We start from the raw sequence: 16,163 nt of genomic DNA on the forward strand, positions 1-16,163 counted from the left end.
GGTCGATCGGCCTTGGAATCGCGGGGGCGGTCGTGGTCAAACTCGGTACGATGCGAAAGATCCTGGTCCTCACGTACGGGTCGATGCTCACGTTCGGTCTTGCGAGCTGCGGGGAGAAGCAGCTCGACGTGACCGAACCTTCGGAGAAGGGCGGGCCGTGCGACCCGCTGATCGACCCGGCCACGGCCAACGGTCCCCACTGTGTCGAGGGGCTCGCGTGCGATCCGGTCGCCGGCGAGACGGACGCGTGGGTGTGCGGCGAGCCGCTGCAGATCCACGGCATGGTGATCGACCTGCAGACCGGCGAGCCGCTCGAGGGGGCGCTCGTCAACGGGCAGGACCGCACCGGTGCGCCGCTCGGCGAGGTCGCGGTGACCGACGCGATGGGCCACTACGAATTGCAGGTCAGCGCGCCGCGCCAGCCGGACGGCGAGCTGGCGAGCGACGTGGATTACACGCTGCAGGCGTTCGCCCGCGACTACCTGCCGTTCCCGTCGGGGATCCGCGTGGCCCTGCCGATCCACGCGGCGGAGGCGACGTACGACGAGGCGCTCAAGGCCAGCGTGATCGAGGGTCCGCTGACCACGGTGGGCCTGGTGATGCTGCCCGACGCGCTGCGCGGCGGGGTGACGGTGACCGGCACGGTCGGCGGGATCGATCCGGGCGGCACGCTGGTGGTCGCGGAGGGTGTGAGCGGCGACGCGTTGGCCCAATACGGGGTGGCCGATCGGACAGGTGCGTACACGATCTTCAACGTGCAGGCCGGCGCGGCGTCGATCCGCGGCTACCGGCGCGGGCTCGAGCTGGCGGCGACGGCCACCACGGTGGCGGCGGCCGACCTCGAGAAGGTCGACCTGACGGCGGTCGCGGAGGGCGAGGAGAACCTCGGCGCGGTCAGCGGGACGGTGCAGATCGTCAACGCGCCGGGCGGCAGCGTGACCAGCGTGGTCCTGGTGCCGGTCAGCGTGTTCAACGCGACGCTCGAGCGGGGGCCGGTGCCGTTCGGCCTGCGGTCGCCGGACCCGGGGGTCGAGCCCGACGTCACCGGGACGTTCCGCATCCCGGGCGTGCCGGCGGGCACGTACAAGGTGCTGGCGGCGTTCGAGAACGACCGGCTGGTGCGCGACCCCGACAGCTCGATCGGCGGCACCGAATTGCAGGAGGTGACGGTCGCGGCCGGCGAGGCGGTGACGGTCGATGCGGGCTTCAAGATCACCGAGGCGCTCGCGGTCGTCGCGCCCGGGGCCGAGGAGCCGACGGCGACCTCCGCGACGCCGACCTTCGAGTTCGCCGACGATTCGAGCGAGAAGGGCTACATCGTCCGCGTGTTCGACGTGTTCGGCAAGCTGGTGTGGGAGAACGCGATGCTGCCGGGCGTGTCGGGGGCCAAGACCGTGGGGGTGCCCTACGAGGGGCCGGCGCTGACGAAGGGCTCTATTATCGGTCCCGGGCGATCTCGCTCAACGGCGACGGGGTGCCGCTGTCGGCCACCGAGGATCTGCGCGGCGTGTTCGTGGTCGAATGATCACAGGCGGTCTGCGGGCCGCGCGCGCCCGGCGGGCTCGGCCGTGGCCGATGATACGTGTTGCAGTGCGAGCGGCGGCTCGCGCGAAAACGGCGATTGCCTTTTCGCGTGACCGGCGAGAGCATCTGCATATGAGCAAGATTCACGTCCTCGGGATATGCGCGCTGCTGGCCTGCAACGGGCCGAGCAAGGGCGAGACGGAGACTCAGGTCGCCAGCGAGACCGCGTCGGACAGCACGACGGTGACCGTGATGACGACCGCGGGGCCGACCACCGGGACCGACACCACGACCGGGACGACGGCCGAGCCGACCACCGCCGGGCCGACGACGAGCACGAGCACCAGCACCAGTACGAGCACGACGACGACCTCGGACACCACGACCGAGCCGGTCACCACCACCGAGACGACGACGACCACCACCGGCGGCGGGTCGTGCGTCCCGCTGCAGTGCGACGGGGGCGTCTACGCCTGCGGCGATTGCATGGACAACGACGGCGACGGCCTGGTCGACCAGGCCGACCCGGAGTGCGTGTCGCCGTGCGACGACCGCGAGGACACGTTCGCGACCGGCCTGCCGGGCGACAACATGGACCCGTGCAAGCAGGACTGCTTCTTCGACGGCAACTCGGGCGGCGGGGCCGGCGACTGCGCGTGGAACCTGAAGTGCGACCCGAAGAGCCCGGGCGGCGACAAGTGCCCGTACGACGAGGACTACAAGAACTGCCCGATGGAGCAGCCGCAGCAGTGCATCGACGAGTGCCAGGTGCCGAACGGCTGCGATTGCTTCGGCTGCTGCACGGTGGTCGTCGACGGGATGTCCTACGACATCTTCCTCGGCGATCTGGACTGCTCGCTGGCGCAGATCGACTCGTGCCAGCAATGCACGAAGAACCCCGACTGCGACGACGAGTGCCACCCGGAGGAGTGCGAGGTCTGCTTCGGCGAGACGGAGCCGCCCCCGGGTTGCGACGACCCCACCTGCGAGGGCGACGCGCAGCCGTGCGAGATCGACGACATGGGCCAGAGCGACTGCCCCGAGGGCTTTTACTGCAAGACCGGCTGCTGCCACGTGCTCGAGCCCGGCTGAGCCCCTTGGAGGCGCGGGAGTGGCGCCGGTCTAGGGGGCATGGGACGAACCCTCCTGGTCACCTCCGCGCTCCTGCTGTCCACCGCCTGTGACGCCGCCGTCGTCGCGCAGGCCGAGACCCGCACCGAGGTCGAGGCCGAAGCCGCCGCGGCCGCGGCGGTCGCTGCCGAGGCGGACGTGGCGGTCGTCGCCGCGGCGCCGGCCACCGCGTCGATCGAGCTGCAGGCCGACAGCTTCCGCCTGGCCGAGGTCACCGCGCTGGTGCAGGGCGGGACGATCGAGACGGCGGAGGAGCTCGAGCTGGCGGTCAACGACCCCGCGGCGGGCATCAATCGCATCGACATCGACGCCGACGGGCAGGTCGATCACGTGGAGGTGGTCGAGGTCCGCGGCGACGCGCGGGTCGACTTCGAGATGAAGGTGATCCCGTCGTCGCGGGCGTCCGTGGTCCACGCGGTCGATCTGCGCGACCGCGACGGTGGTGGCCAGCCGCGCCACCAGCGAGGTGTCGTTCTCGGCCAACTTCTCGGCCGGGGTCCACTTCTCGGCCGGCGCGGCGGTCCACGCCGATGTGTTGACATTCGTGGCGCCGGCGCGCTTCGAGGCGACCGCGGTGTTCGTCGCCCAGCCGCTGCTGGCGTGGGCGTTCGTGGTCGACCGGCCGATGTACCACAGCGTCTACGTGGAGGCGGAGACGGGGCGGTGGATCCGCCGGGCCACCTCAAGCACGGCCACTGGAAGGCCACCGGCGGGCTGCCGCCCGGCCACGCAAAGGGGCACGTGGGCTTCGAAGGCCACGGCGGGTTCGGCGGGCACGCGAAGGGCCACGGCAAGGGCGGGTTCGACGGGCACGCGAAGGGCGGCGGGTCCGCGAAGGGCGGGTTCGGCGGCGGGCCTGGGAAGGGCCACGACGGTGGCGGATCGGCGAAGGGCGGGTCCGGGCTCGGCGGTCCGGGCGGCCCGAAGCACCACGGCGGCAAGTCTCGGGGCGGATCGCCCGCGCCGAAGCAGTCGATGCACGGCGGGGGGCCGAAGGGCGGCGCGGGGCCGAAGGGCGGCGGGAGGCCGAAGGGCGGCGGGAAGGGCAAGAAATAGCGAGCGCGTGGAATGATGGCACATGTCGTATGGGACATGTGGCGTCATTCCCGCGATCGACGAGGCGGCGGGACGGGCCCGCCGCCGGTAGCGATCACAGCGTCTCGCAGCCGCAGCCGTGCTCCTCGAAGAACGGCTGCTCACCGAGGCGGCACACGAACACTGCGACGGCGCATTCCTCGCGGTCGTGGCTCACGTAGCGGCGCGTGGCCGGGCGGTCCTGGCAGGTGCCGAGGCAATCGATGTCGCCGGCGTCGGGGTCGCAGGCGTCGCTCGGGTCGTCGACGCAGGCCTGCTTCTGGGGCAGGTGAGGCCGGCGACGCCGCCGCATTGCGCGGGGCTGTGGACGGGCGGCGCCTCGACCTGGCGGCAGACCCCGGGGCAGTCGGCGTGGCCCTTCTCGGGGTCGCAGGCGTCGTTGAGCTTGTCGACGCAGAGCTGGCCCTCGTCGCACTGCTTGCCGTCGACGCCGCAGGAGAGGTCGGGCTCGGGCTGGGGCTCGACGTCGGGGACGGGGTCCGGGCCGGGCTCCGCGGGTCGGCAGCCGCCGAGGCATTCGCTGTCGCCGCGCGAGGGGACGCAATCGTCGGCGAGGTCGTGGCAGATCCACCCCTCCTCGCATTCGACGCCGGCCGGGCCGCCGCACAGGCCCTCGGGCAGCGGCGCGGGCTCGATCTTGGCGGGCTTGTCGGCCAGCTCGAGCGGGCGGCAGCCGCCCAGGCAATCGGTGTGGCCGAGCTCGGGGTCGCATTCGTCGGCGAGGTCGTGGCAGACCCAGCCCTCGTCGCAGGCGATCTGGAGGATACCGCCGCAGAGGCCGTCGATCGGCTCGCACAGGCCGACGCAATCGGGGCCCTGGATCTCCGGGCGGCATACGCCGCCGCTGGCGTCGATGCATTCGAGGCCGGCTGGGCATTCGAGCTCGTCGACGCCGCCGCAGCCGATAGGTGTATCGCGGTCGGACTGCTCCGGGGTGATATCGCCGGCGTCGCAGGCCGCGACGAGCAAGAGGCCGAGGAAGAGACGGTGAATGGGGGCACTAATGATGATACGCATGATGTCTCCCATGGTGCCGCTCCCATAATCGGAGCGGCGGGGTCACATGGAATGAGTGTTCACCGAGGGGGCCGCGGATCAGGTGCTGACAGCACAAGTCCAAAATCGGTAGCACCCTGGACGGTCCACCACACACACCGGAATCATGCGAGATTTCGATCTGGAGGAATTGAATTGTCGGCCGTGACTTCTCACGGCGGCGATGTCAACCCTCGGACGTGCGTCGGACCAGGCGCAATTTTCCTCGCTCCGGCGCACCAGATGCCGTCGCCAGCCGCCTCGACCCCCGCGATCGCGGCCACGGGGACGCTCAGGACCTCTTCCGGCGTGCCGTCGGCGGCCAGGCGGCGCAACTCGGCGGGCTTGTCGTCGAAGGCCGCGCCGTGCCCAGCTGGCCGTCGACGCACGTCACCCCGGTGACGAACCGGTCCGACGTCAGGGTCTTCACGACCTCGCCGGTGGCGGCGTCGACCTTGTGGATCCGCGCGCCATAGCATTGGCCGACCCACGTACAACTGTCGGACCAGGCCATGCCGCTGTCCTCGCCCTTGCCGGGGGAGGGCAAGCGTCTGACACGTTGTCCGTCGCTCGGATCGATGACGAGGATCTCGCCTCCGGCCAATTGATCGAGGCGCTCGCCGTCCCAGGCGGTGCCGGCGCCGGCCCCGGAATGGCGAAGCGGCGCACGATGGTGCCCGTGATCGGGTCGAAGGCGACGACCTCGTCGTCGCGGGCGAACCACACCGACTTGCCGTCGAAGGTGACGCCGTGGATCTGGCCTTCGCCGTCCGGGACGTACTCGCGCGCGACCTCGGCGGCGTGGATGGGAGCGGGGGGCTGTTCGTGGGTCATGACATTCTGTCGCATGTCCGAGGTCTAGCCGCCCGGGACGAGGCCGAGTAGACATCCGTGACGCGATCGGGGCGCCGGGTCGGGTGTAGCGGACGTTCTTTCCCTTGCCGGTGCGGACGACGACGCCGCGCTCGACGAGCAGCTGCAGGGCCCGCTGGGCGGTCCTGCGTGACACGCCGGCGTGGTCGGCGAGGGCCTGGGCCGACCACGCCGCGCCGTCGCGGAGGAGCAGGCCGAGCGCGCGGCCTCGTCGTCGGTCGGCGGCAACAGGACGGCGACGTCGCGCTCCGGAGGCGAGCACGTAGCCGTCCTCGCTGGCGACCGGCGCGGCGGCGAGGCCGTCCATGAGCCTGCGCAGGCGGCCGAGCTCGACCTGCAGGCGGGCCCGGTGCGAGGCGTTGACGCGGCCGACGGCGAAGGCGCGGGCCGCCAGATCGTCGCGCGCGACCGCGGCCGGCCAGGCGCGCGCGAGCTCGAGGAGCAGGGCGAACAGCACCGGGCGGCGCGCGAGCGGGATGGTGACGCGGCCGGCGAGGGCGAGGCGGCGACAGGCGTCGACGAGCAGCACGTGGCCGCGCGCCAGCGACTCGATGGCGAACAGGTCGGCGTCGACGGGCGCGCCGGCGCGCCAGGATCGACGCGACCGGGCGCGCGAGCTCGTGCTCCAGCGCCTCGACCGTGCGCGCGAGCAATTGATGCGGGGCGCGGCCATGGCCTCGCGGGCGCGGGCGAGGGCGGCCCGGGCGTCGCTGGGGTGCAGCGCGCGCACGGCGATCTCGGCCTGCACGAGGAGGCGACGGCGCGGAGGTCGGGGCCGAGGTCGCCGGCCAGGACGGCCTCGACGGCGCGGCGGGCCTCGTTGAGGCGGCCGAGCAGGACCTCGGCGCGGGCGAGGACGAGGCGCTGCATGGCGGCGTTGCGGGCGTCCCCGAGGCGCTCCAGGGCGTCGGCGGCGGCCCTGGCGGCGCGGGCGGCCTGGGCCGGGGCGCCGCTGCCGAGCTCGACCTCGACCAGGGCGGCGCGCGCCCGGGCGGCCAGGAGCGGGTCGTCGTCGGCGCGGCCGACTGCCTGTTCGAGGGCGGTGCGCGCCAGCTCGAGGTCGCCGAGCTGGGCATAGGCGATGCCGCGGAGGGTGAGGCCGCGGGGGCCGTCGTCGCGACCCACGCCGGTGAGCGCGCGCAGCGGTCGCCGCCGGCGAGGGCGCGGGCGGCGTCGAGGAGGGCGTCGGGCGCGGGCACGCGGCGAGGATGGTCCGGCCGCCGGGAAATGTCACGAGGGGAGTCGCGCCACGAATGTTACGCGCGACGCGGACGCGGGCCGCCTATGTTGTCGGCATGTGCCCCGCCTGTTGGACCTCCATTGCGCTCACCGTCGCCGCGGCGACGGGGACCGGCGCCGCAGTGACCACTTTGGTGGTCCGGGCGAAGCGGTCGCTGGCGCCGAAGCGTCGACCCGAACCGCGAAAGGAGGAATGCCATGACCGCCGCGAATGATGTCGTGAGCCGCGAGGCCTGGCTGGCGGCCCGGCCTGGAGCTGCTGGCGCGCGAGAAGGCGTGGACCCGCGAGGGCGACGCGCTGGCGGCGGCCCGGCGCGCCTTGCCGCGGGTCCGCATCGACGCCCCGTACGTGTTCAGCGGGCCCGACGGCGAGCGCCGCCTGCCCGACCTGTTCGCCGGCAAGCGCCAGCTCGTCGTGTATCATTTCATGTTCGATCCATCGAAGGACCAGGGGTGCAGGAGCTGCTCCTTCGTCGCCGATCATTTCGCCGGCGTCCAGGTCCACCTGGCCGCCCGTGACACCGCGTTGGTGGTGGTCTCGCGGGCGCCGCTGGCCAAGATCGCCGCCTTCCGGGCGCGGATGGGCTGGACGTTCCCGTGGCTGTCGTCGCACGGCAGCAGCTTCCACTACGACTTCGGCGTGTCGTCCGACCCGGCCGACGTCGCGGCCCAGGCGGTCGACTACCATTATAAAGCAGGCGTTCCCGCACTCCGAGGCGCCGGGGATCAGCGTGTTCGAGCGCGAGGGCGACGCGGTCTACCACACCTATTCGACGTACGGCCGCGGCTTCGAGCCGGTGATGACGACCTACGCGATCTCGACCTCACGCCGCTGGGCCGGCAGGAGGAGGGGCTCGAGTTCCCGATGGCGTGGGTGCGCCACCACGACCGCTACGACGGGATGTGACTTTAGAGCAGGTCTCGAGGGGCATGTCTGGATAGACATGCCCTACGAGAATGTCCGTACGGACATGCTCCTTAGGACACTCACAGCGCGACGCCGGACTGCTGGTCGATCAGCAGCGCGCCGGCCACGGCCACGCGCTCGCCGGGGTTCAGGCCGGAGACGACCTGGGCGTGGTCGCCGGCGGTGGGGCCGACGGTCACGCGGCGGGCCTCGAACACGCCGGGGTCGACCTCGGCCACCACCCACAGCGCGGTCTTGTCGCCGATCTCGAGCAGCGGCGCCCCGCCGGCTCGACCTGGGCGCCGATCTGGTTGGCCGGCGCAGCACCGTGCCGTCGATCGGCGCGACCACGGTGACGCGGCCGGGGCGGCTGGGGCCGAGCACTCGATCGCGCGGCGGGCGTGGCGGTCGGCGACGCGGGCGGCCTCGAGCTCGGCGCGGGCGGTCTGGCGGTCGAGCTCGCGGCCGATGCCGGACTGCATCATCTGCTCCTGGCGGGCCAGCGCTCGCTCGGCGCGCTCGACTCGCGCGGCGCGACGCGCCGGGTCGCGATGTGACCCCGCGCGCCCGCCTTCGTGGAGGACAATTCGTCGAAATGCGCGAACCCACACGATGACAGGGCTGCGAGCTGCGTCCGCGCTCACGCGGTCTTGATCCACGCGCGGTCGTGAATGATGAGGGACAGGCGAGGCGCGAGCGCGCCGAGCGGCACCTCGTAGCGCGGCCGGACAGCAGGTCGCGGACGCGGGCCAGGGCCCACACGCTGTAGAGCGTGGCGAGCAGCGGGACGTCGTAGACGAACGGGCGCGGGCCGAGCGAGTCGGCCTCGGCAGCGAAGCCGCCGCTGCGGCCCTGGCCGGCGAGCAGCGCCAGCGCCGACTCGTTGAGCTCGCCGGAGGACAGGCTGCCGGGGCAGGCCGCGAGGCCGGCGAGCGCGTAGGCCGTGCTCAGCACGTGGCTGCGGCGGTCGTCGGGGTGGATCGGCCAGCCGCCGTCGCCGCGCCGCAGGTCGCGGAGGAAGCCGACGCAGCGGCGGCGGATGTCGGCCGCGCGGGTGCCCGGGCGCTGACCCGCGGCCGCGTTGATGACATGGAAGGCGGGGTAGGTGACGCACAGCTTCCACTCGCCGCGGAAGCCTCCAGTGGGCTGCTGGGCGCGGGCGAGCCAGGCCCAGGCGGCGTCGATGACCGCGGGCGGGGCCATGTGGCTGGCGCGCAGGGCGGTGATCGACTTGGCGGTGATCTCGGCCTCGGACGCGGCGCCGCGGACGAAGGTGGGGAAGCCGCCGTCGCTGTTCTGCAGCGCGAGCAGGTTGGCCACCGCGCGGCGGATGCTCGGGCGATGAATCAGCGGATTGCGGCGGGCGAGCAGCGACAGCACCACGCTGGTGTCGTCGGCGTCGGTCTGCGAGACGCCCTCGGCGTAGCCCCAGCCGCCGTCGGCCTGCTGCTGCGATACCAGGAATTGTTCGCAGCGCTGCAGCTCGTGCGCGGGCCGCCGCGCCTCGGTGAGCACCAGACCGGCGAGGCAGGTGACCCAGATGTCTTCGTTGGTGATGAACGGGACGCCGCCGCCGGGCCGCAACTGGCCGGCGAGGAAATTGAGGCCGAGGGCGCGGTGCGGCGCGGCGCAGCCGAGGCGGTCAGCGCGAGCAGGGCGACGATGGTGACGAGCACGCTGCTGCCCAGCTGCCGTCGGTCGCCTGGGCGCCGAGGATCGTCGCCACCTCGGCGTCACCGATCTCGGCGGCGCGGCGCGTGGCACAGCTGGAGCACGCGAATCGACGCCAGCAAGATCGTCACCCACAGATGGGAGGACTCGGAGCGGACGACCGCGAGCGCAACACGGCCTGACCCGGAGGAGCGCCCCGAGTTCGACCAGCATCACCTCGACGAGCACGCGCTTGCGCCAGCGTGGGGTGATCGAAGGCGACCAGGGTGCGCTGGAGCGAGGCGAGGCCCTCGGCGCCGAGCCGGCCGTGGACCACGAGCTCGCAGAGGATGCGCGAAAGCGTGCGGTCGAGGCGACTGGCATGACTCGAGTCGACGTCGTCCACGTCGACCTCGGCCAGGCGGCGCCGGCAGAAGCCCGCGATCTCGGCCTGGAGCGCCGGGCCGTGGCCGCAGGTGCGCAGCAGGTGCAGCGCCAGCGCGCTCTCCAGCGCCGGCCGCTGCAGCCGGCGGCGAGCCGTCCGTCGGGTAAGCGGTGATCGAGCACGGATTGCACGGCGCGCTCCAGCGCCGGCTCGATCTGTTCGAGCACGCCAATTCGGTGAGCATGACCTTTGATCAGAGCTACTCGAATTATTGGTTCCGATCAACGACCATCGCGCAGACTGGCGAATTATCCGGTGCCTCGTGCGTCTGGGGTCTGGAGCATGCGGCTTCGGTCCGCTATGATCAGGGCATGACGTACGACGAACCCGTGGCACGCGTGGCGATCCTCGATGTCGACGGTACGATGCACCCGCGGTCGATCGGCCTGGCGCTGCTCGACGAGATGGGCCGCCGCGGCCTCGGCCGGGCCGACGCGATCGCGGCCGTGATGACCGCCGTGGCCCAGTTGCGCGCCGGTTCCATCGATTTCCCGACGATGGTCGCCCGCAGCACCGCGGCCTACGCGGCGGCCCTGGCGGGCGCGGAGCAGGCTGCGCTGGCGGCCCTGGCCCGCGAGACCTGCAGACGCTGCGCGGCGAATTGTTCGCGTTCGTGCGCCCGCTGATCGCGCGGCTCATGGAGGCCGGCGTGGCTCTCTATATCGTTTCCTCCAGCCCCCACGAGATCGTCGCGCTGCTGGCCGCGGACCTGGGCGTAACCGATTGTGATGGTTCGCGATTCGCGGCCCGGGACGGTCGCTACACTGGTGATTGTCACAGCATGCCCGGGGCGCTCGGGGGCAAGTTGACATTGTTACGACAGTTTGCCGCGGCCCGCGGCGCGTCGCTTTCGCGGTCCCTCGCGCTGGGCAATGGCCCCGGCGACATCGAGGTGCTCGGGGCCGTCGGAAGGCCCCTGGTCTTCGAGGCAGGGCCGCCCCTGTCAGCCATCGCACGCACTAACAATTGGCCTAGGTCAATCGTATCAATGTTTTGGATCATGTCGCGCTGGCGCTGGCGGCTTGACGCGACGTCAGCGACGCGGATCCCCCGCGGGGTCGTAACGTCGTGGAGGAATTCGGCGGCGACCGGCGCGTGCTGGACGCGCTCGACGGTGAAGCGGCGGAGGATCGCCGCGGTCGCCAGCACGATCTCGGCGGTCGCCATGTGGTTGCCGATGCAGGTGCGTGGGCCGTAGCCGAACGGCAAATAGCTGGCCCGCGCGCGGCCTGGGCCACGCCGCCGAGGAAGCGCTCGGGCGAGAAGCGCTCGGGCGCCTCCCACAGCGCCGGGTGGCGGTGCGTCAGATACGGGCACAGCATCACGGTGGCGCCGGCCGGCACGAGGTAGCCGCCGAGCTCGTCGTCGGCGACCACGTGGCGCGGGAACGCCCAGAACGGCGGGTACAGGCGCAGCGCCTCCTGCACCGCGGCGGCGAGGAACAGGAAGCGGTTGCGGTCGGCGACCGTGGGCGGGCGTCGCCGAATGTATCGACCTCGCTCATCACCCGCGCCTTCGCCTCGGGGTGGAGGTCGAGGCAATAAAGCAACCACGTCAGCGCCTGGGCGGTCGATTCGTGGCCGCCGAGCAGCAGGCTGACCGCCTCGTCGCGGATCAGTCGGGCCGTGTCGGGTGATTGTGGGTCGTCGCCGACGTGGCGCAGCAGGAATGTGAGGAGATCGGGATCGCCGTCGGGGCGGCCGCGGTGGGCCTCGATCGCGCGGTGGATGAAATCGTCGATCACCGCGAGCGCGGCCAGGAAACGTTGATTGCGCTGGGTCGGCCACGACAGCGGGACGCGGAACAGCTGACCGCTGGCGCCGACGAAGTCGACGGCGTCGCGGATGGCGGCGCGCAGGCGCGCCTCTTCGTCGTCGAGGCGCTCGCCGAGCAGGGAGCCGAGGATCGCGTCGAGGGTGAGGGCGACCATTTCGTCGGCGAGGTCGAGCTCGTCGCCGCGGGCGGCCGCTCGCTGCCAGCGGCCCAAGCTGTCGCTCCATGGCCCCCCTGAGGGGCGGGGCGAATGCGGCAGGGCGCCGACCTGAAACCGCGGCGTCAGCAGCTTGCGCTGGCGCGCCCACAGCTCGCCGTTGCTGGCCGGCAGCCCGTCGCCGATCAGCGGCGCGGCGCGGTGCATCGCCTTGGTGTAGTTCTCCCGGCGCGTGACGAGCACATGCTGGATCTGGTCGGGGTGAACGACGAGATAGAGCAGTCGTGTGCCGACCCGGGCGCAGCTGATGTCGCCGTGGGCCCGCCACATATGATGCAGGAGCTCGAACATGCGGCCCTGGGCGACCTCCGGGAGGTTGCCGAGGAGAAACCCGCCGCGCGGCCCGAGGGCGGTGCGCCGCATCAGGTGAGCGACGATTCCGGAGCGTGTCATCGCCGGCAGGATAGCAGCCCGTCGCGGCCGACCCACTCGATTTCGAGATTCCGCGACGCGCCGCCGCCGCGCTCGTCGCCGCGCCCTCCGATCATCATACTGCGCGGCGCGACGATTTCTCGATCCTGGACGACGTACCGCGACGCTCCATGACCCGGGTGAGAATCGGGGGGGGATTTGTCATGGGTCGCAGCCGATCGCGTCAATCTCTGTAGGGCTTTTCATGTCTCTCTCGCCGGGGGGTGGCCGCGGCGGGCGGCAAGCTGTCGACGGTGGTGGCGTTCAACCCGGCCCTGGGCGGATTACCGGAGTCGATCACCGTCGACGACGACGGGAACATCTATGCTTCCACGGGGAAGCACATCGAAGATCACCCCGTGGGGCCACGTGAGCGTGTTCGCGACCTGCCGCTGCCGCCCGGCGTGCTGTCGGCCGGGCTCAAGTTCGGCGAGGACGGCGACCTCTATGTGGCCACCGGCAGCATCTCACCCACGCCGCCGGTCGCGTTCGTGTTTCGCATCGACCCCGACGGCGCGGTATCGACGTACGCGACCCTCGATCCGACCGGCTATCCCAACGATCTGGCGTTCGGCGACCACGGCAAGCTGTTCGTCACCGATCCGCTGCACGGGCAGATCTGGAAGATCGACGAGGACGGCGAACCCGAGGTCTGGCTGACAGACCCTGCATTCGCGGGCAACGAGGAGGATCCGTACCTCGAGCTGTCGGACTTCGGGGTCGACGGCATCGCCTTCGACCGCCACAAGAACAACCTTTACGTGTCGAACCTCGATTACGGGACGATCCTCCGGGTGGAGATCGAGTGCGATGGATCGCCCGGCGACGTCGAGGTGTGGGCCGACGACTTCGACGCGCTGGCCGGGGCCGACGGAATCGCGTTCGACGACAAGGGGACGCTGTTCGTGGCGGTCAACGGGCAGGACCGCTTGGTCGCGATCGACAAGCACGGGGACATCGACGTGGTCGCCGAAGGCGGACCGCTCGACGCGCCGTCGTCGCTGGTGTTCGGGGTGACGAAGCAGAGCAAGAAGACGCTCTACGTGGCGAGCTTCGCCATCACCCGCGCGTACGGGATCGTGCCGGGACGCCGAAGCCGGCGCTGCTGAAGCTGGCGGTGCAGCACCAGGGGCTGCCGCTGCTGTGAAATCAGTCGTGGCGCATCTTCGCCATCAAGGCGGCGCCGACCTCCGCGCGAGCTCCTGGCGCGGGATGCCGGTCTGCTCGACGAGCGCGCGCATCTCGGCGGCGAAGCTCGGCGGGACGGCGCGCGGGTCGTCGGGCGCGACCAGGACGACGGCGGGGCCGCGCGCGCGGTCGTCGACCCGCCCGGCCGCGAGGCCCCACGAGGCCCCGGGCGCGGCGAGGTGGACGAGGTGCAGCTCGCTCGGGTCGACGACCGCGCCGCCGGCCGGGGCGGCGATCCGGCGGGTGTGGCGGATCATCTCGGTGGCCTCCTGCAACAGGCCGGCGCTGTTCGACCACAGGTGCAGCGGCTGAGCTGTCCCGGGGACAGGCGCTCGACGATCCGCTGCAGCCGCAGCGCCTGCAGCGGGGCGCTGACGACCCCGTCGCTGGCGAGCAGGCAGCCGAACTGGGCCTGCTCGTCGACCAGGTAGATCAACATGCCGGCCTCCTGCAGGCTGGGCTCGCGCGCGAGCTGGCCGAGGGTGACGAGGGTGGCCGGGGCGCCGACGTTGAGCTCGACCACCAGCAGCGACGGGCCGAGCGCGCGCGCCGCTTGACGCCGCGGCGCAGGTCGGCCTCGACGACGATGTCGAGCTGGACGTCGGCGAGCTGGTCGCGCAGCTGGCGGCCGAACGCGTCGGTCGGCCCGAGCACGAACACGATCGGCAGCTGGCCGCGCTCGCCGGCGGCGAACTGCCGCTCGGGCGTGAGCCCGCGCCAGCGCGCGGCGGCGGTGCTGTCCGACGGCAGCGACAGGCGGAACGAGGAGCCGCGGCCGATCTCGCTGCGCGCCCGCAGCTCGCCGCCCATGGCCCGCGCGAGCCGACGGCTGATGGCGAGGCCGAGGCCCGAGCCGCCGAAGCGGCGCCCTCCCGTGTCGTCGACCTGCGAGAACGGCTCGAACAGCCGCTCCATCTGCTTCGGCGTCATGCCGATGCCCGAGTCGGCGACCACGAACTCGACGCACTCGACGCCCTCGATCGGCTGGTCGCCGGCGTGATGGTTGAAGTCGCTGAGCCGCGCGGCCCGCCGGGTGACCGCGAGCGAGACCACGCCCTTGCGCGTGAACTTGCCGGCGTTGCTGAGCAGGTTGAACAGGATCTGGCGGGTCCGCGTGGCGTCGGCCACCATCTCGCCGAGCTCGTCGGCGGGGGCGTAGACGAAGCGGTTGCCGTTGCGGTGGATGAGCGGGGCGACGGCGTCGACGACCTCGCGCAGCAGCTCGCCGAGGGGGTAGCGCTCGGGCGCGAGGCTGAGCCGGCCGGCCTCGATGCGGCTGAGGTCGAGGATGTCGGTGACGAGCGCGAGCAGGTGATGGCCGGCGTTGCGGATCCGGGCGAGGTCGTCCTCGATCTGCTCGAACTCGCCGGCGCGCGCCTGGTCGATGAGCATGTCGCTGTAGCCGAGGATGGCGTTCAGCGGGGTGCGAAACTCGTGGCTCATGTTGGCCAAGAACGTGCTCTTGGCCTGGCTCGAGCGCTGGGCCTGGACCTGCATCAGCCGCAGCTCCTCGGTCAGCCGGCGCTGGGCGGCGCCGGTGGCCGCCCGCTCGATGGCGTAGCGGATCGCCCGCTCGAGCTCGCGGGTGGTGAAGCTGCCCTTGATCAAGAAGTCGTCGGCGCCGGCGTGCATCGCCTCGAGGTCGAGCTCGCGCTCGGTCTGCCCGGTGAGGAAGATGATCGGGACGTCGCAGCCGAGCCCGCGGACCTCGCGGAGCAGGTCGATGCCGGTGCGCGCCTCGAGCCGGTAGTCGAGCAGGCACACGTCGGGCGCGGCGGTCAGCAGGGCGTGGACGGCGTCCTGGTACGACTGGACCCACCGCACCCGATAATCGCTGGTCTCGATGTCGGCGATCAGCTCGCGCGCGAGGATGAAGTCGTCCTCGTCGTCGTCCACGATCAGCACGTCGACCGGCTCGTGCATCTCAATCCGCGGCGATCTCGACGATCTCGAACCAGTACTTGCGCAGCACCTGCATGACCTCGACGAGCGAGTCGAAGGTGACCGGCTTGACGATGAAGGAGTTCACGCCGAGGTCGTAGCTGCGATAGATGTCGATCTCGGCCTTGGAGGTGGTGAGCACGATGATCGGGATCCGGCGCAGGTCCGGGGTCTCCTTGATCTCGCGCAGCGCCTCGCGGCCGTCCTTGCGCGGCATGTTGAGGTCGAGCAGGATGACCCCGGGGCGCGGCGCGTCGTCGGGGTTGGTGAAGCGGCCGCGCAGCAGCAGATAGTCGAGCAGCTCCTCCCGTCCTCGACGAAGCGGATGTCGTTGGCGAGGCGGCTCTCCTTGAGCGCCTCGGCGGCGAGCATCCGGTCCTCGGGGTCGTCGTCGGCGATGAGTATCGTGATCGGTCGCTTGCTGTTGGACTTCATGGGTACTGGTGCTTCCTCTCCTGACGGAGCGGGAGTTCGACGATGAAGGTGCTGCCGGCGTCCGGGTTGCTCTCGACCCGGATCGCGCCCCCGTGTTGTTCGCAGATCTTGCGGCACACCGCCAGGCCCACGCCGGTCCCCTCGTACTTGCCGCGGCTGTGCAGGCGCTCGAAGATGCCGAAGATCCGTTCGTGGTACTTCGCGTCGATGCCGATGCCGTTGTCGGACACGCGCATGACCATGCTGGTCGCCCGCCCGTGCGCCGGCAGCTCCTGGGCCGTGATCTTGACCACAGGGGG

The 16,163-nt window shown here is 71.6% G+C and carries 15 protein-coding genes and 5 pseudogenes; 8 read left to right on the forward strand and 12 right to left on the reverse strand.

Going from position 1 to position 16,163, the window contains the following annotated elements; genetic code table 11:
• Positions 1–50 precede the first annotated feature (50 nt).
• From OV079_RS52735 to OV079_RS52745, 3 genes are read left to right on the forward strand one after another with little or no spacing between them, the layout of a single operon-like run.
• Positions 51–1,637, forward strand: coding sequence for a peptidase associated/transthyretin-like domain-containing protein (locus OV079_RS52735; RefSeq protein WP_267778265.1), 1,587 nt, complete (start codon positions 51–53; stop codon positions 1,635–1,637).
• A gap of 19 nt (positions 1,638–1,656) precedes the next feature.
• Complete coding sequence (locus OV079_RS52740; protein ID WP_267778266.1) at positions 1,657–2,616, forward strand: hypothetical protein; 960 nt, start codon at positions 1,657–1,659, stop codon at positions 2,614–2,616.
• A 39-nt stretch (positions 2,617–2,655) separates the two neighbouring features.
• A complete protein-coding gene (locus OV079_RS52745; RefSeq protein WP_267778267.1) occupies positions 2,656–3,711 on the forward strand; it encodes a hypothetical protein in 1,056 nt (351 codons plus the stop codon).
• 192 nt (positions 3,712–3,903) lie between these two features.
• Here OV079_RS52745 and OV079_RS52750 read toward each other — a convergent pair whose 3' ends face one another.
• Positions 3,904–4,779 carry a hypothetical protein gene (locus tag OV079_RS52750; protein ID WP_267778268.1) on the reverse strand — a complete coding sequence of 292 codons (876 nt, stop codon included), beginning with the start codon at positions 4,777–4,779 and terminating at the stop codon, positions 3,904–3,906.
• Between the two features lie 298 nt (positions 4,780–5,077).
• A complete protein-coding gene (locus OV079_RS52755) occupies positions 5,078–6,406 on the reverse strand; it encodes an HTH domain-containing protein (RefSeq protein ID WP_267778269.1) in 1,329 nt (442 codons plus the stop codon).
• Between the two features lie 789 nt (positions 6,407–7,195).
• Here OV079_RS52755 and OV079_RS52760 point away from each other — a divergent pair.
• Complete coding sequence (locus OV079_RS52760; protein WP_276604370.1) at positions 7,196–7,804, forward strand: DUF899 family protein; 609 nt, start codon at positions 7,196–7,198, stop codon at positions 7,802–7,804.
• 80 nt (positions 7,805–7,884) lie between these two features.
• Here the strand turns inward: OV079_RS52760 and OV079_RS60725 are convergent, their stop codons facing one another.
• Together OV079_RS60725 and OV079_RS60395 are read right to left on the reverse strand one after the other, a co-directional pair.
• On the reverse strand, positions 7,885–8,289 hold the full coding sequence (locus tag OV079_RS60725; RefSeq protein WP_476703786.1) for a permuted SH3 domain-containing protein: 405 nt from the start codon (positions 8,287–8,289) through the stop codon (positions 7,885–7,887).
• 652 nt (positions 8,290–8,941) lie between these two features.
• Positions 8,942–9,838, reverse strand: a pseudogene (locus tag OV079_RS60395) (hypothetical protein); the annotation flags it as partial.
• Between OV079_RS60395 and OV079_RS52775 the strand changes: the two are divergent.
• The 3 genes from OV079_RS52775 to OV079_RS60400 are packed head-to-tail and all read left to right on the forward strand — an operon-like array spanning position 9,723 to position 11,097.
• Complete coding sequence (locus tag OV079_RS52775; RefSeq protein WP_267778270.1) at positions 9,723–10,013, forward strand: hypothetical protein; 291 nt, start codon at positions 9,723–9,725, stop codon at positions 10,011–10,013. The pseudogene OV079_RS60395 and the gene OV079_RS52775 sit on opposite strands and share 116 nt — an antisense overlap.
• Positions 10,010–10,525, forward strand: a complete 516-nt coding sequence (locus tag OV079_RS52780) for an HAD family hydrolase (RefSeq protein WP_267778271.1) — start codon at positions 10,010–10,012, stop codon at positions 10,523–10,525. Before OV079_RS52775 ends, OV079_RS52780 begins: the two co-directional genes overlap by 4 nt.
• Before the next feature lie 11 nt (positions 10,526–10,536).
• Entirely contained in the window at positions 10,537–11,097 is a 561-nt protein-coding gene (locus tag OV079_RS60400; protein WP_420829615.1) for an HAD family hydrolase, read from the forward strand.
• Here the strand turns inward: OV079_RS60400 and OV079_RS60405 are convergent.
• The 3 pseudogenes from OV079_RS60405 to OV079_RS52790 form a co-directional block, all read right to left on the reverse strand.
• A pseudogene (locus OV079_RS60405) lies at positions 11,013–11,216 on the reverse strand (cytochrome P450); the annotation flags it as partial. The gene OV079_RS60400 and the pseudogene OV079_RS60405 sit on opposite strands and share 85 nt — an antisense overlap.
• Positions 11,201–11,452: pseudogene (locus OV079_RS60410) on the reverse strand (cytochrome P450); the annotation flags it as partial. The pseudogenes OV079_RS60405 and OV079_RS60410, both read right to left, overlap by 16 nt.
• Positions 11,374–12,282, reverse strand: a pseudogene (locus OV079_RS52790) (cytochrome P450); the annotation flags it as partial. The pseudogenes OV079_RS52790 and OV079_RS60410, both read right to left, overlap by 79 nt.
• 242 nt (positions 12,283–12,524) lie before the next feature.
• On the opposite strand from OV079_RS52790, the gene OV079_RS52795 reads away from it, so the two are divergent.
• Positions 12,525–13,409 carry an SMP-30/gluconolactonase/LRE family protein gene (locus tag OV079_RS52795; RefSeq protein WP_267778275.1) on the forward strand — a complete coding sequence of 295 codons (885 nt, stop codon included), beginning with the start codon at positions 12,525–12,527 and terminating at the stop codon, positions 13,407–13,409.
• A gap of 63 nt (positions 13,410–13,472) precedes the next feature.
• Here the strand turns inward: OV079_RS52795 and OV079_RS52800 are convergent, their stop codons facing one another.
• From OV079_RS52800 to OV079_RS60420, 5 genes and pseudogenes are all read right to left on the reverse strand, one after another.
• Positions 13,473–13,745 (reverse strand): hypothetical protein, encoded by a 273-nt coding sequence (locus OV079_RS52800; RefSeq protein WP_267778276.1) that lies wholly within the window; start codon positions 13,743–13,745, stop codon positions 13,473–13,475.
• Positions 13,742–13,927: a hypothetical protein gene (locus OV079_RS52805; protein ID WP_267778277.1), complete on the reverse strand. Its 186-nt coding sequence runs from the start codon at positions 13,925–13,927 to the stop codon at positions 13,742–13,744. The genes OV079_RS52800 and OV079_RS52805 overlap by 4 nt, the downstream gene beginning before the upstream one ends.
• Positions 13,921–15,411 (reverse strand): ATP-binding response regulator, encoded by a 1,491-nt coding sequence (locus tag OV079_RS52810; protein WP_267778278.1) that lies wholly within the window; start codon positions 15,409–15,411, stop codon positions 13,921–13,923. Before OV079_RS52810 ends, OV079_RS52805 begins: the two co-directional genes overlap by 7 nt.
• Before the next feature lies 1 nt (position 15,412).
• A pseudogene (locus tag OV079_RS60415) lies at positions 15,413–15,864 on the reverse strand (response regulator).
• A complete protein-coding gene (locus OV079_RS60420; RefSeq protein WP_420829616.1) occupies positions 15,861–16,106 on the reverse strand; it encodes a sensor histidine kinase in 246 nt (81 codons plus the stop codon). Before OV079_RS60420 ends, OV079_RS60415 begins: the two are co-directional and overlap by 4 nt.
• Positions 16,107–16,163: the final 57 nt, after the last annotated feature.

The sequence above is a fragment of the Nannocystis pusilla genome, from assembly GCF_026626665.1.
Lineage (GTDB): Bacteria > Myxococcota_A > Polyangia > Nannocystales > Nannocystaceae > Nannocystis > Nannocystis pusilla.

Coding starts and splice junctions, on each gene's coding strand:
- OV079_RS52735 (WP_267778265.1), top strand. CDS start 51: ATGCGAAAGATCCTGGTCCTCACGTACGGGTCGATGCTCACGTTCGGT.
- OV079_RS52740 (WP_267778266.1), top strand. CDS start 1,657: ATGAGCAAGATTCACGTCCTCGGGATATGCGCGCTGCTGGCCTGCAAC.
- OV079_RS52745 (WP_267778267.1), top strand. CDS start 2,656: ATGGGACGAACCCTCCTGGTCACCTCCGCGCTCCTGCTGTCCACCGCC.
- OV079_RS52750 (WP_267778268.1), bottom strand. CDS start 4,779: ATGGGAGACATCATGCGTATCATCATTAGTGCCCCCATTCACCGTCTC.
- OV079_RS60725 (WP_476703786.1), bottom strand. CDS start 8,289: ATGATGCAGTCCGGCATCGGCCGCGAGCTCGACCGCCAGACCGCCCGC.
- OV079_RS60400 (WP_420829615.1), top strand. CDS start 10,537: ATGGAGGCCGGCGTGGCTCTCTATATCGTTTCCTCCAGCCCCCACGAG.
- OV079_RS52800 (WP_267778276.1), bottom strand. CDS start 13,745: ATGATCCGCCACACCCGCCGGATCGCCGCCCCGGCCGGCGGCGCGGTC.
- OV079_RS52805 (WP_267778277.1), bottom strand. CDS start 13,927: ATGTTGATCTACCTGGTCGACGAGCAGGCCCAGTTCGGCTGCCTGCTC.
- OV079_RS52810 (WP_267778278.1), bottom strand. CDS start 15,411: ATGCACGAGCCGGTCGACGTGCTGATCGTGGACGACGACGAGGACGAC.
- OV079_RS60420 (WP_420829616.1), bottom strand. CDS start 16,106: ATGGTCATGCGCGTGTCCGACAACGGCATCGGCATCGACGCGAAGTAC.